Source organism: Arthrobacter sp. M2012083 (assembly GCF_000281065.1).
GTDB lineage: Bacteria > Actinomycetota > Actinomycetes > Actinomycetales > Micrococcaceae > Arthrobacter.
On record NZ_AKKK01000067.1, the window covers coordinates 16,119 to 28,845 of the forward strand.

Annotated in this window: 14 protein-coding genes; 6 read left to right on the forward strand and 8 right to left on the reverse strand. The window is 61.2% G+C overall.

All coding sequences use genetic code 11. The features are described from left to right. The first annotated feature begins 54 nt into the window (after positions 1 to 54). Positions 55 to 1,446, forward strand: coding sequence for a class I adenylate-forming enzyme family protein (locus A477_RS0121380; protein WP_017200889.1), 1,392 nt, complete (start codon positions 55 to 57; stop codon positions 1,444 to 1,446). Positions 1,447 to 1,465: 19 nt separating this feature from the next. After that, positions 1,466 to 2,653, forward strand: a complete 1,188-nt coding sequence (locus tag A477_RS0121385; RefSeq protein ID WP_026005829.1) for a thiolase family protein — start codon at positions 1,466 to 1,468, stop codon at positions 2,651 to 2,653. On the opposite strand, the gene A477_RS0121390 is transcribed toward A477_RS0121385, so the two are convergent. The 3 genes from A477_RS0121390 to A477_RS0121400 are packed head-to-tail and all read right to left on the reverse strand — an operon-like array spanning position 2,650 to position 4,667. After that, the gene (locus A477_RS0121390; RefSeq protein WP_017200891.1) at positions 2,650 to 3,276 is read right to left on the reverse strand and encodes an energy-coupling factor transporter transmembrane component T family protein; all 627 of its coding nucleotides are present in this window, start codon (positions 3,274 to 3,276) and stop codon (positions 2,650 to 2,652) included. The two genes, A477_RS0121385 and A477_RS0121390, sit on opposite strands and share 4 nt — an antisense overlap. Continuing rightward, positions 3,273 to 4,010 carry an energy-coupling factor ABC transporter ATP-binding protein gene (locus A477_RS0121395; protein ID WP_017200892.1) on the reverse strand — a complete coding sequence of 246 codons (738 nt, stop codon included), beginning with the start codon at positions 4,008 to 4,010 and terminating at the stop codon, positions 3,273 to 3,275. Before A477_RS0121395 ends, A477_RS0121390 begins: the two co-directional genes overlap by 4 nt. An 18-nt stretch (positions 4,011 to 4,028) precedes the next feature. Next, positions 4,029 to 4,667, reverse strand: a complete 639-nt coding sequence (locus tag A477_RS0121400; protein WP_017200893.1) for a biotin transporter BioY — start codon at positions 4,665 to 4,667, stop codon at positions 4,029 to 4,031. 267 nt (positions 4,668 to 4,934) lie between these two features. On the opposite strand from A477_RS0121400, the gene A477_RS0121405 reads away from it, so the two are divergent. After that, on the forward strand, positions 4,935 to 6,533 hold the full coding sequence (locus A477_RS0121405) for an ABC-F family ATP-binding cassette domain-containing protein (protein ID WP_011774803.1): 1,599 nt from the start codon (positions 4,935 to 4,937) through the stop codon (positions 6,531 to 6,533). Positions 6,534 to 6,571: 38 nt separating this feature from the next. Here the strand turns inward: A477_RS0121405 and A477_RS0121410 are convergent, their stop codons facing one another. From A477_RS0121410 to A477_RS0121425, 4 genes are read right to left on the reverse strand one after another with little or no spacing between them, the layout of a single operon-like run. Next, positions 6,572 to 7,057: a YbaK/EbsC family protein gene (locus tag A477_RS0121410; protein ID WP_017200894.1), complete on the reverse strand. Its 486-nt coding sequence runs from the start codon at positions 7,055 to 7,057 to the stop codon at positions 6,572 to 6,574. After that, positions 7,041 to 7,907: an SURF1 family cytochrome oxidase biogenesis protein gene (locus tag A477_RS0121415; RefSeq protein WP_017200895.1), complete on the reverse strand. Its 867-nt coding sequence runs from the start codon at positions 7,905 to 7,907 to the stop codon at positions 7,041 to 7,043. The genes A477_RS0121410 and A477_RS0121415 overlap by 17 nt, the downstream gene beginning before the upstream one ends. Next, positions 7,908 to 8,183, reverse strand: a complete 276-nt coding sequence (locus A477_RS0121420) for a hypothetical protein (RefSeq protein WP_017200896.1) — start codon at positions 8,181 to 8,183, stop codon at positions 7,908 to 7,910. After that, on the reverse strand, positions 8,180 to 8,677 hold the full coding sequence (locus tag A477_RS0121425; RefSeq protein ID WP_017200897.1) for a DUF3099 domain-containing protein: 498 nt from the start codon (positions 8,675 to 8,677) through the stop codon (positions 8,180 to 8,182). Before A477_RS0121425 ends, A477_RS0121420 begins: the two co-directional genes overlap by 4 nt. A gap of 153 nt (positions 8,678 to 8,830) precedes the next feature. Here A477_RS0121425 and A477_RS0121430 point away from each other — a divergent pair, with 153 nt between their 5' ends. The 3 genes from A477_RS0121430 (at position 8,831) to A477_RS0121440 (ending at position 12,249) form a co-directional block, all read left to right on the forward strand. Further along, the gene (locus A477_RS0121430) at positions 8,831 to 9,556 is read left to right on the forward strand and encodes a beta-ketoacyl-ACP reductase (protein ID WP_026005830.1); all 726 of its coding nucleotides are present in this window, start codon (positions 8,831 to 8,833) and stop codon (positions 9,554 to 9,556) included. Positions 9,557 to 9,673: 117 nt separating this feature from the next. Then, positions 9,674 to 10,426: an SDR family oxidoreductase gene (locus tag A477_RS0121435; RefSeq protein ID WP_017200899.1), complete on the forward strand. Its 753-nt coding sequence runs from the start codon at positions 9,674 to 9,676 to the stop codon at positions 10,424 to 10,426. A gap of 332 nt (positions 10,427 to 10,758) precedes the next feature. Beyond that, the gene (locus A477_RS0121440; protein ID WP_237715856.1) at positions 10,759 to 12,249 is read left to right on the forward strand and encodes a sugar ABC transporter ATP-binding protein; all 1,491 of its coding nucleotides are present in this window, start codon (positions 10,759 to 10,761) and stop codon (positions 12,247 to 12,249) included. A 97-nt stretch (positions 12,250 to 12,346) separates the two neighbouring features. On the opposite strand, the gene A477_RS0121445 is transcribed toward A477_RS0121440, so the two are convergent. Then, positions 12,347 to 12,715 (reverse strand): hypothetical protein, encoded by a 369-nt coding sequence (locus A477_RS0121445; RefSeq protein WP_026005831.1) that lies wholly within the window; start codon positions 12,713 to 12,715, stop codon positions 12,347 to 12,349. Positions 12,716 to 12,727: the final 12 nt, after the last annotated feature.

A 12,727-nucleotide genomic window follows, 5' to 3' on the forward strand; every position in this document is an offset into this window, starting at 1 on the left:
GAATAGACGTCACTATTGGTGCCCGGCGCCGGACACTGCCGTAAAATTGTGTGGATGCCTTTCCTGGACAAACTTCAGCTCTGGGCCGAAGAGCGCCCCCACGACACCGCCGTCGTTGTGGGCAGCAGCCGGCTCACTTGGGCGGGACTTCGCGACGCTGCAGCGGGGCTGCTGGGCAACGCGACTGCCACTACTGTTCTTGCCGAGCCCAACTCCGTTCGATTTGTGGAGCGCTACGCGGCCGCGGTGGCGGGGGAGCGTCGCTGTGCGGTGCTGGATCCCGAATGGCCGCTCCCCATGATCGAGGAAGTTTCATCACGCGTTTCCGGGACCACCACCTCCGGTGATGCCGAGCTGGTGGACGGAGACCCGTCCAGTACCTTCCTCATTGGCCTCACGTCCGGTACCACGTCGGTTCCGAAGGCGTTCACAAGGTCACGCCGTTCCTGGCAGGTGTCGTTTGAAGCGTCCATCGAATTTTTTGGCCTTTCGCAGGATGATTGCACCCTTGCGCCGGGGCCCCTGTCAGCCAGCCTGAATCTGTATGCCCTCTCGGAGTGCCTGTACGCAGGGGCCGCGTTCCATACGCTTGAGTCATTCGACGTCGGCGACGCCCATGCTGCCATCAGTCACGACGGCATCACCCGGCTGGTCCTGGCACCCACGGCGCTGCGTCTACTTAGCGAACGGGGACTCGCCGGCGACGTTGATGCTTCCGGCATCCGCAGCATCATTTGCGCGGGTTCCAAGTTGGACGCCCGGACCTTGGAGGCGGCACGGCGATGGGCGCCCCGGGCCGCCATCTACGAGTACTACGGCGCCTCCGAGTTGAGCTTTGTTTCCGGCACACGCCTGGCCGCTGGTGAACCACTGGACGCGGGTGGCACCGGCATTGGCTTGCCTTTCCCAGGTGTTGAACTGAGCATCCTCGATGACACCGGCAAGCCCCTGCCGGACGGCGACCACGGTAATATCAGCGTTCGCAGCGGAATGGTCAGCAACGGCTACCTCTGGGGAGACGATGGCCAAGCCTTGCGGTGCCTTGACGGATGGTACACCGTGGGGGATCAAGGCTTCCTGGAAAACGGCACCCTTCACATTCTCGGCCGCCGCTCGGACATGATCATCACCTCTGGCAAGAACGTCTACCCGCACGAGGTCGAGCTTGCAGTTGCCTCCGTGCCCGGTGTGGACGTTGCGATTGCCGCTGGGGCACCCGACGATATCCGCGGCCAAAAGGTGATTGCCGGCGTCGTGCCTGCCTACGGAGCGGTCACCGCTACCCAGCTGCGCACGGGCCTGGATGGCCTGCTGGCACGCGATAAATGGCCGCTGCAGTACTACTTATTGGCGGAGCTGCCCATGACCGACCGGGGCAAGGTCAGTAGGAGAGTCCTGCTGGATTGGATCAAGAATCATGACCCCCGGGCACAGCCCCTTGGGTAGCAGCAAGCCTGGCGTCGGAATGGTGCACCACGGATCCAATGAATCCCGGCAACCAGTAATCATCGCCGCGCTCCGGTCTCCGATTTGTCGTGCCAACGGGCAACTGAAGCATCTGCGTGCGCCGGATCTCCTGGCGCCCGTGCTGGGTGCCCTTCTGCAGAAAATAGATGCGGACCCTGCGGATGTTGATGATGTCATCATCGGAAACGCCGTGGGCGGCGGCGGTAATGTGGCCCGCTTTGCCGCACTCCAGGCCAGCCTACCCGTCACAGTACCGGGCCTTACCGTTGACCGGCAGTGCGGTTCAGGCCTGGACGCCATTGCGCTGGCGTCACGGCTCGTGGCTGCCGGGGGTACTTCGCTATATCTTGCCGGCGGCGTTGAGAGCATCAGTACCGCACCGGCCCGGGCCAACAGAACCGACGACGGCGAACTCGAGTTTTACTCGAGGGCCAGCTTTGTGCCTCCACAGTTCGGTGACCCCGACATGGGTGTCGCTGCAGAGAACGTGGCCCGCGCGTTTGGCGTGACCCGGGAGAAACAGGACGGGTACGCACTCCGAAGCCATCGCCGCGCGCTTGAAGCTGCAAGCGCGGGCTCTTTTGCGGATGAGATCGTCCCGCTCAAGAGCAACGAAAAGCTGGTGGATTCCGACGACGGCCCCCGGGCTACCTTGCGGGCGTCCCTGATGTCGAGGTTCCCGGCTGCGTTCGTCCCGGGTGGAACGGTCACGGCGGCGAACTCCTGCTTCGATGCAGACGCAGCCTCTGCCGTGGTCATCACCTCACTCGAGCGGGCCCGCGAGATGGGAGCCGTGGACGGATTGCTGGTATTGGGGTGTGACACCGCCGGCGTTGATCCGGAACTCCTTGGTATCGGAGCCGCCCACGCCGCCGAACGGCTCCTCAACCGGCACGAAGTGGCCGCAGGAGACCTTGACCTGATTGAGTTCAACGAGGCGTTCGCCTCCCAAACGATTGCATGCCTGGATTACTTAGGCATAGATCCCGAGCGAGCCAACCTCGACGGCGGCGCCTTGGCTTTGGGCCACGGCTACGGCGCCTCGGGGGCGGTCTTGGTAACACGATTGATGGCCCAGGCACGCAGACGATATGCAACGGATGGAGAGAGCCCGTTGGCGTTGGCAATGATCAGCATTGCAGGCGGCATGGGAACTGCTGCGCTGATGCAGTACAGCAGGCTTTAGTCCCTTTCCGGCTCGCCCAGCCCGCGGGCTGCCAACGCGTCGCCGGTTTGACGGGCGTACGCCACAGTAGTGATGAAGACGGGGAGGATCAGCGCTCGGGGATTGCGTTCAAGGCCACGTGCCCGCGCGGAGTCCCGCACATCGGAGAAAGTGCCCGCAATGAATGGAATGCTCCTGAGCATTACTGCGATGGTCAAAGCGAAGCGTTCAGGATCGGCGCCGAAACGCCGGAACGGTTTTGCCAGCGCCGCCACGCCATCCAGCAGCTCCTGCACGGGGGTGGTGGCTGTCAGCACGGACGCTGCCACCACACAGACAAGCACATTCAGCACGATGCGGGCGGCGGTGGTTCCGCCGAGTTGCCACCACTGGAAGAGGCCGATGACCAGCAGGATGGGCGCCACCATCCAGATGGCCCTCAGAAGTCGCCGTAATCCAGCTCCGGTGAGGATGAACATGCCGCACATGATTGCGAAGACCACAAGGGAAACGGTCCAATCCACAATGAGGAAAGACGCCGTTCCACAGGCGGCCACAACAAGGAATTTCAACCATAGGGGAGTGCGGTGGATGATCGAGTTTCCGCGAACGTAATTCGCAAGGAGGTATCCATGGCCCCTCACCTCGAAACATCGCCTATGGAGCCGCTGGACAGGGCAGCCGCGCACAGCGCACGGTAACGTGCGACGCCGTCGGCAGCACCGCCGTCGAACACGATTCGTCCGGACTCCACCACCAGCACCCGGTCCATGTCGAGCGCGAGGTCGAGATCGTGCGTGGACAAGATTACCTGCTGGTCCAGTTCGCCTAGGGTACGCCGTAGGAGTTCACGGTTCCGGAGGTCCAGGAGGGTGGACGGTTCGTCAAGGACCAGCACTGCCGGATTAACGGCAAGGACTGCAGCCAGTGCCAACAACTGCCTTTCACCACCGGAAAGTTCGTAGATGCTTTGATCGGCAAGGTGCAGCAAGCCAAAACGATCCAGGACTGATTCTGCCCGCGCTGCCCGCTCCTTGGAGTTTTTGATGGAACGGCGCAGGGAAAGCTCAACATCTTCCCTCCCCGTAGGCATCACTAACTGGGACAGGGGATCGGTGAAGACGAAGCCCACATTGCGGCGGACGCGTCTGACGTCGGCAACTGTGTCATCGCCGTGGACAACAACAGATCCAACGCTCGGTTCAACCAGACCGTTCAGGAGACGGAGCAGGGTGGATTTCCCGGAACCGTTGGCGCCGATCACTCCGATCCTGCGCTCGGTCAGGTCCAGGGAGATGTCCTGCAGCAACGTTTTGGGCACGTCGCTTTCATCAACCGGGACACGCACCGAGACACTGCTGAAACTGATGAAGTTCATCTACTGATTGTTCCTGCTTTACTTGACCCGACGCACCAGGACGTCCGGGAAAGCTTTGTGAATCGCCATGGCAATGATCACAGCCAGGACGTTCTTGAGGATGTCACCGGGTACGAACGGGAGGTCTGCGAGGAAAGCTTTGGTGAAGTCCAACTTGGCGTTGACCATCATTCCAAGGATGCCCAGCGCGTGGATGACCACGATGCTGCTGACCATTGCCGCTGCAAAGAGCCAGAGCGCCCGGAACTTAACCGTCCGACGGATGACAACCCTTGCAAGGTAGCCGGTTGCCGCTGCGGCCAAGGGGAACGCAATGATGTAACCGGCGGAGGGGGTCGCGAGAATCCCCAGTCCGCTGCGGCCGCCGCTGAAGATCGGCAGCCCGGCGAAGCCGAGCAACACATAGAGCCCGACGGCGGCGAAACCTCGTCCAGCGCCCAGCACCAGCCCGCTGAGCATCACTGTCAGGGTCACCAAGGTGATGGGAACACCAAGGGCTCCTACCGGAATGCCGGGAACGATCGCGGAGGCGGCGACGAGGGCAGCGAAAACGGCAATGAGGCCGAGGTCGGTGGCGGTCCAGCGTTTGCGGGACGAGGCGGTGCGCTGCGCTGTTGCCCTGGCGGTGGCAGCAGTGTCAGGTTGTGTCTGGCTCATGACGGTCCTATCGGGTGCGGTGCAATGAAAGTTTTTCCCCTGATGACGAGGGTACGGACGGAAGGAGGCCGCGATTTTGGAGCCTTCCCACAAAGGCTTTCGGGAATTGTTTGACCGTTGGCACAGTTTTGCTCTTTGGAGCCCGATGTCAACCTGCGGCCGGGGTACCGGTAGACTTGAACAGGCTGTTCTCACGGCCACACCCCGCCGCACTTATCGGACCCACCGGTCCCCGCGAGCGTTCCCCATTGAAAGGCATCACCCGAATTGATTACCGTCCAGGACCTCGAACTCCGCGCCGGCGCACGCCTGCTCATGGACCAGGTCAACTTCAGGGTGGACAAAGGGGACAAGATTGGTCTCGTCGGACGTAACGGCGCCGGCAAGACAACCCTCACCCGGGTCCTTGCCGGCGAAGGCCTTCCCGCAGGCGGCAAAGTCACCCGCAGCGGCGAGATCGGCTACTTGCCGCAGGACCCGCGGACGCCGGACATGGAGCAGCTTGCCCGCGACCGCATCCTGTCCGCCCGTGGCTTGGATGTCGTGGTGGGCAAACTTAAGAAGGCCCACGAGGACATGGCAAGCGACGATGCGGCGGTGCAACGCAAAGCCATGAACCGCTATGACCGCCTCGAAGCTGAATTCCTCTCCGGTGGCGGTTACGCTGCGGAGGCCGAAGCCGCTGCGATCTCCTCCAACCTCGCGCTGCCGGACCGGCTCCTCAACCAACCGTTGAAAACCCTCTCAGGTGGCCAGCGGCGCCGTGTCGAGTTGGCGCGCATCCTTTACTCGGACGCGGAAACCTTGCTCCTCGACGAGCCCACCAACCACCTTGACGCCGACTCCATTACTTGGCTGCGCGACTTCCTGAAGAACCACCAGGGTGGCTTGATCGTGATCAGCCACGACACGGACCTGCTGGAAGCAACGGTGAACAAGGTGTTCCTGTTGGATGCCAACCGCGCCCAGATCGACTTCTACAACATGGACTGGAAGCGCTACTTGCTCCAGCGCGAAACGGATGAGCGCGCCCGGAAGCGCGAACGAGCCAATGCCGAAAAGAAGGCTCAGGTCCTGATTGACCAAGCCAACAAGATGCGCGCCAAGGCCACCAAGGCCGTGGCGGCCCAGAACATGGCCAAGCGCGCCGAGAGGCTCCTGAGTGGATTGGAGGCTGTGCGCGAGAACGACCGCGTGGCAGCGTTGCGTTTCCCGGATCCCTCTCCGTGCGGCAAGACCCCGTTGACCGCGGAGGGCCTGAGCAAGTCCTATGGCTCGTTGGAAATTTTCACGGACGTTGACCTGGCAATTGATCGCGGTTCCAAGGTGGTCATCCTTGGCCTCAATGGTGCCGGCAAGACCACCCTTCTGCGCATGCTGGCGGGCGTCGATAAACCTGACACCGGCGACATCATCCCCGGGCACGGCCTCAAGGTGGGTTACTACGCCCAGGAGCATGAGACGCTCGACGTCGACCGCACGGTCTTGGAGAATATGCGGTCTTCAGCTCCGGACATGAAAGACGCCGAAGTCCGCGGCATCCTGGGTTCATTCCTGTTCTCCGGTGACGACGTCGACAAGCCCGCGGGCGTCCTTTCCGGCGGCGAGAAGACCCGCTTGGCCTTGGCCACGATCGTGGCGTCCAGCGCAAATGTGCTGCTCCTTGACGAGCCCACCAACAACCTGGACCCCGCCAGCCGCGCCGAAATCCTGGGTGCGCTCAAGAACTACAGTGGCGCCGTCGTCATGGTCAGTCACGACGAAGGTGCTGTGTCAGCGTTGAACCCGGAGCGCGTTGTGTTGCTCCCGGACGGTGTTGAAGACCACTGGAACGAAGACTACCTGGACCTTATTACGCTGGCGTAGCGGACACCGGCCGCTGGGCGCCGCGCTTGATGCGGCGACTAACGGACGTGAAGTTCCTCGGCGTTGGTGATGACTTTCAGTTCTTCGTAGCTGATGGAAAACATCGAGTTGTGGTCTCCCGCGCCGGCCCAGAGAAGCGGGTGCTCTTGGAGCGAGGTGTCCAGGATAGTCCTTATGGGCCGAGGGTGGCCCACTGGCGCGACTCCGCCTACTTCCTGGCCGGTGTGCTTCAGCACGAAGTCAGGCTTTGCGCGGCGTATCCTGCCGGTCCCCAGTTGATCCGCGACGAGTCCCGTGTCCACCCTCGCCGCTCCGCTGGCGAGGATCAGCAGGGGTTCACCGTCAAGCTCGAAGATCAGGCTGTTGGTGATCGCAGCGACCTCGCATCCCAGGACCGACGCAGCGGAGGCCGCTGTCGGGACTTTGTCCTCGAAAATCCGAACCGTGTCCTGGGCGCCGGCCGTGGTCAGCGCAGACTTAACGTTGAGCACGGCGTCAGGGATTGAATCAGTAGCCTTGGGCATCCAGGATGGCGTCTTCCTCTTCTTCGGCCGTGGGCCGCCTGTTTTTTCGGGGGGCAGGGGTGCGCTTCCTGGGTGTGCCACCGGCGGCGAGGATTTGTTCGTCTTCTTCCTCTTCGGCATCGATGGCGGCGTTCCGGGCTTGTTGCCGCGCTGCGTATCCGAACCCGATAAACATCAAGACGCCAAAGGCGAACCACTGTAAGGAGTAGGAAAGGTGTGTTCCTTCCTCGGTGGCAGGTTTAGGGAAGGGAGTGGGCATCGGCTGCACCGCGGGATCCTCGCTGGCCAGCTGCCCGTACGCACCAGTGGCGATGGGATAGGGTAATTCCCCGGCAAATCCGGCGAGGTCAATGGAGGCCAGCTGACCGTCCACGGCACCCCGATCCAGCTTGGGTTCGGCGGGCTTAAGCCGCGCTACCACCGTGACTTCGCCGGTGGGAGGAGCAGGAATGACGTCGGGACGCCCTGGCGTATTATTGCCGATCGGCAACCAACCCCTGTCAATGACCACGGCTTCGCCTGTGGTCAGCCGAAAAGGAACTACGACGTCGTAACCGGGCTGGCCGTTCAGCGGCCGGTTGCGCACAACCCGCTGGCCATCGACGTCGTAGCTTCCACGCAACTCAACCTGGGTCCATTCCCGCTCCGGGTCCAGGGCGTCGAACTGGTTCTTAATTTCCGTATAGGGGATGGGCGTTGCCGAGTAGTTGCTCACCACGCGATTAATCTCGGCCAGCGTTTCCGCCCTGCGGTCCATTTGCCAACGGCCTAGGAAAACGCAGGCGGTGGCGAAGATAACAGCCAGCACGAAGTATCCCAGCCACTTGCTGGAGAAGAGGAAACGATACATTCAGCCGGCCCCGTTTGCTGCTTCTTGACCGGCCGTGAACGGCACAGTTTCTTTCCACAGGCCACGCGTCTGCAGGTAGTCCTCCAGCCAGTCCCGGTGGTCGCCGCACGATAGCCACACCTTGCGTCGATCCGGCGTGTGGATGCGGGGATTGTTCCATAGGAGTTGCCACTGGGCGTCAGCCCTGCAGCCCTTACGGGAGCACAAGGCCGGACCTGTGGCACGTTCGGACTCCTGGCTGGCCGCACCCGGGCCGCCAAGATTAAAGATATTCATGAAGCCGCCCGTTCGTCGCCGGGATACCCGGCCTCGCTTGCATGGCCCGTTGCGGGGCCAGCTTGTTTGCTTGGTGGTTCGTCATCCACCAGTTCTCCTTGAAGCACTGTAGGCGCGTCCGCAGGAGCTTTGTCCGGCTCCGGGGAACGTTCGATCTCAGGAACGTCCACGTAGTCCAGCAGGGACTCACTATGGTCCTCCGCCTTGTCGTTGCCATTGGCTATGACCACAGCGATCCAAGGCAGGAACACGGCACCGGCGATGGCAATGATTTTGAACCAGCCGTCAACCACGAAAATTAGGATGATGCAGACCATGCGGATACCCATGGCCACCGCATACTTGATCATGCGGTCACGCATGTCTTCGGAGTGTGCGGCGGCGGCATCCGTGATGCTGTGGACTTCGGGGTCGCTGGAAACAGCGTCCGGTTCCCCGGGCACTTGCTGCAGGGGACTGTCTTCTCGTGTCACAACTGAATCATCACGCTCCAAAGGCCTCTCTCAATTCTCTCACCAAGGCTGTACCCGCCCAAACCGCGCTGGTTGCCGGTTACCCGCGGGTTGCAGCGGGCTGCGGATAGGATCGAATCAGGAAAATCCCCCTTCACAGCGGCTAACGAATGCCGCGGAACCTGGAGCGAACGCATGTCTGAAGCAGTATCCACCGGCCGCAGCGTCCTTATTACCGGCGGCAACCGGGGCATCGGCCTCGCCATCGCCGAGTCATTCCTTGCCAACGGTGACAAGGTTGCTGTCACCTACCGCAGTGAAACAGAACTGCCTGAGGGCATCCTGGGCGTCAAGGCCGACGTTACGGACGAGGCATCAATCGACGCTGCCTTCAAGATCGTCGAAGAGGCGCACGGACCTGTGGAGGTGCTGGTAGCCAACGCGGGAATCACTAAGGACACGCTGCTCCTGCGAATGAGCGAGGACGACTTCACGTCAGTCCTCGACACCAACCTGACCGGAGCCTTCCGTGTCATCAAGAGGGCGTCCAAGGGCATGATCCGCCTGCGGAAAGGCCGCGTTGTACTCATTTCCTCGGTGTCAGGCCTTTACGGCGCGCCTGGCCAAATCAACTACTCCGCATCCAAGGCTGGCATGGTGGGCATCGCACGCTCCCTGACCCGCGAACTCGGGAGCCGCGGCATCACTGCGAATGTTGTGGCGCCCGGTTTCATCAACACGGACATGACGGCCGAACTGCCCGAAGACACCCAGAAGTCCTACTTGGCCAATGTTCCGGCGGGACGCTTCGCCGAGGCCTCCGAAGTGGCCAACGTGGTGCGCTGGGTTGCCAGCGACGAAGCCGGGTACATCTCCGGCGCCGTGATCCCAGTTGATGGCGGCCTCGGGATGGGCCACTAGAAAACTAGCCTGCACGGCTGTTTTTTGTCCGGGGCCAACAACGGATTTCCTTCGTGCCGCTGGCATGATGGAACCCGAGCCCACGGAATTTGGATGAAGTGAACAAAAGGAGCACGAATGGGAACGCTGGATAACAAGACCGCCATCGTCACGGGGTCTTCCCGGGGAATCGGCGCCGAAGTTGCCAAGATCCTCGCAGGTGAGGGTGCCGCCGTCGTCGTCAACTACCGTCAGAAGGCGCCGCGTGCCAACAAGGTCGTGACTGAGATCCAGGCAGCGGGCGGACGCGCAGCTGCTGTAGGGGCAGACCTCACCACTGACGAAGGTGTGCACGCACTGGCAAGCACCGCCATGGAGGAGTTCGGTTCCCTCGATATCCTGGTGCTCAATGCCTCCGGCGGCATGGAATCGGGGATGGAGGAAGGGTACGCACTCAAGCTGAACCGCGATGCCCAAGTGAACATGCTCAACGCGGCCGTTCCGCTCATGCCCGAGGGTTCGCGCGTGGTTTTCGTCACCAGCCATCAGGCGCACTTTGTGGAAACCGTGCCCACAATGCCCGAGTACGAGCCCGTTGCCAAGAGCAAGCGCGCCGGTGAGGACGCACTTCGCGCCCTCCTGCCCAACCTTGCAGATAAGGGCATCTCCCTGGTGGTCGTATCGGGCGACATGATCGAGGGCACCGTGACGGCCACCTTGCTTGATCGCTCCAATCCGGGAGCCATTGAAGCCCGTCGCGCGGAAGCCGGCAAGCTGTACTCCGTGGAGGAGTTCGCGGCCGAGGTTGCCAAGATGGTGACCGCTGATGTGGAATCCGGTCACACCGAGTACGTGGGCGGCGCAGACTACTTCGGCAAGACTGCCGACTAGCCGGCACAGCAAATCAGCAGCGGCCCGGGACCAACGTCCCGGGCCGCTGCTGCTTAAGTAAGCTCTACTGTCTGTAAATAACAGTTGCATTAAATGTTCGGGTTTTCGCGTCATGAAATAGCGATTACTGTTTCTCGATTTTAGCTTTGCATTAAATGAAGTTATCTGATTGACTCTCCAAGGCGCCCGCGTCCTTGTTTGTCAGCAGGCCGCCGGAACCCAAACGACGGCTTTATGCCAAAACACCCACTCAGACAACAAGTGGAAACTTCGCGGTCGACGCACAGGGGCGGCTATTGTCCTTTTGTTAGGAGCTTTCTTTGGACCTGTTATTGCACGCTGATGATATTCATGCCGCTTACGATCATCGGCGCATCCTCAAAGGCGTCGGACTTTCGGTACACCGTGGCGAGATACTGGGGTTGATCGGCACAAACGGTGCAGGAAAAACCACCCTAATGGGCGTCTTGGCCGGATCCCATAGGCACGACGCCGGAACGATGACGCTGGCCGGAGAAAAGTATGGGCCGGACTCCATGGAGGAAGCGCAGGCCTGCGGGGTTGGTCTCATCCCTCAGAACTTCCGGATCGATCCCCAACTAACCATCGCAAGCGCCATATTCCGAGGTACTTTCCAAGCAGGTAAGTCCCATCACGAACTCCGCGATCAGGCAAGCAAGTTAATCCGGGACATCGGCATCAACTTGGATCCCGACGTGAAGGTCGGAACGCTGATTCGTGCTGAGCAGGCCCTTGTGGAAGTGCTGAGGATGGTTGCCGAAGAGGCCCAGTTGGTCATCATGGATGAGGTTGCCGCGTCGCTGCCGGACCACGACGTCGCCGTCCTGCATCAGGTGCTGCGCATGCTGGTCAGGCAAGGGCGCGCAATCATCTACATCACCCATCGTCTGGATGAGGTCCGATCCATCGCACACCGCATAGCGGTCCTGCGGGAAGGCCGGGTGCACAAAGTACTTGAAGCCAGTCATACCGACGTCGACGAATTGGCATTCCTGTTGCTTCAGCAGGAGCTTGAGGGCAGCGCCAGGCCAATTGACCCGGCCGGCGGTGAGGAGGCCTTGCGTGTGGTGAACCTCGGTATGGAAGACAAGGTCCGGGAGGTCACCTTCAGCGTGGCCAAGGGCGAGATTTTTGGCTTGGTCGGAACACATCGGTCAGGTGTTTACGAGCTGGTCGAAGCGCTTGCGGGAGTTCGGCCCAGCACTTCCGGACACATCCTTTTGCACGGCCGGCCGGCCCGGATCCGAGGGGTCCAGGATGCCTCGCGATTGAAAATCGGTTACTTGTCCGATGCCGCCGGGGAGTGCGGGGAAGCGGGGAGCATTGTGGACGGCATTCAGCCTGTCCGGGAAGCGGACGGAGCCAATCTACGGGACGAGATTTCCCAGCTCCGTGGAGTAACTGATGTCATTCGACGCATGCGCATCAGCACGACGAACATCCACGGCAACATCACGACCCTCTCAGGCGGGGATAGGCAAAAAGTACAACTCGCCAAGTGGATGGCCACGGACTGCGACGTGCTGATCCTAAGCCATCCCAGCCGTGGCATTGACATTGGCGCCAAAGAGACGGTGTACAAGATGCTGAGCGAGCTCAGCGAGACAGGTGTCGCTATTGTCCTGCTGTCTTCCGACTTGTCTGAACTGATTAGCTGGTGCCACCGGGTGGGCGTGATGCGCGACGGCGAACTCGTGACTATCGAGGCCAACGCCAACACCAATGAGGACGTTTTGGTACACCATATGTTAGGTGTGAAGTTTGAATCCGGTGGCGGCGATGCACGCCGCGTGAGAAATTAACGCTGCTTCTTCATTCTGCGAAGAACGATCACACGGTTAAGACAACGAAGGGGACGGTGGCGCACGCACCACCGTCCCCTTCGCCTTCCCTCGGAAATCAGATGGTGATGTCCTTGGCAAGGTTTTTGAGCTTGTGCCGGGCCAGTGCCAGGTTCGCGTAGGTGCGGTCGAGTACAAGGTAGACGAAGAGCCCCTTGGAACCGCTTGAATTCAGGACGTTGATGAGGTGGTACTGGGTGCCCAGCGTAATGAGGATGTCTTCAATGTCACCGTCAAGGTTCAGCTCGGACATGGTACGCAACTTGGCGCTCACTACATTCGAGTTACCTGCCGCGGCGACGCCCAGGTCGAAGCCCGGGCTTCCACCTTGGGCCAACGCCATTCCACTGGAATAGTCCACCACAGCCGCACCGGTGGCTCCTTCGATAGCCAGCAGTTGCTTTATCGCTTCATCAAGAGTGCTCATATCGGGATGTTC

What these genes read in the sequence shown, in the direction of transcription:
- A477_RS0121380 (WP_017200889.1), top strand. Translation starts at nt 55, where the DNA reads ATGCCTTTCCTGGACAAACTTCAGCTCTGGGCCGAAGAGCGCCCCCAC.
- A477_RS0121385 (WP_026005829.1), top strand. Translation starts at nt 1,466, where the DNA reads ATGGTGCACCACGGATCCAATGAATCCCGGCAACCAGTAATCATCGCC.
- A477_RS0121395 (WP_017200892.1), bottom strand. Translation starts at nt 4,010, where the DNA reads ATGAACTTCATCAGTTTCAGCAGTGTCTCGGTGCGTGTCCCGGTTGAT.
- A477_RS0121400 (WP_017200893.1), bottom strand. Translation starts at nt 4,667, where the DNA reads ATGAGCCAGACACAACCTGACACTGCTGCCACCGCCAGGGCAACAGCG.
- A477_RS0121410 (WP_017200894.1), bottom strand. Translation starts at nt 7,057, where the DNA reads ATGCCCAAGGCTACTGATTCAATCCCTGACGCCGTGCTCAACGTTAAG.
- A477_RS0121415 (WP_017200895.1), bottom strand. Translation starts at nt 7,907, where the DNA reads ATGTATCGTTTCCTCTTCTCCAGCAAGTGGCTGGGATACTTCGTGCTG.
- A477_RS0121420 (WP_017200896.1), bottom strand. Translation starts at nt 8,183, where the DNA reads ATGAATATCTTTAATCTTGGCGGCCCGGGTGCGGCCAGCCAGGAGTCC.
- A477_RS0121430 (WP_026005830.1), top strand. Translation starts at nt 8,831, where the DNA reads ATGTCTGAAGCAGTATCCACCGGCCGCAGCGTCCTTATTACCGGCGGC.
- A477_RS0121435 (WP_017200899.1), top strand. Translation starts at nt 9,674, where the DNA reads ATGGGAACGCTGGATAACAAGACCGCCATCGTCACGGGGTCTTCCCGG.
- A477_RS0121445 (WP_026005831.1), bottom strand. Translation starts at nt 12,715, where the DNA reads ATGAGCACTCTTGATGAAGCGATAAAGCAACTGCTGGCTATCGAAGGA.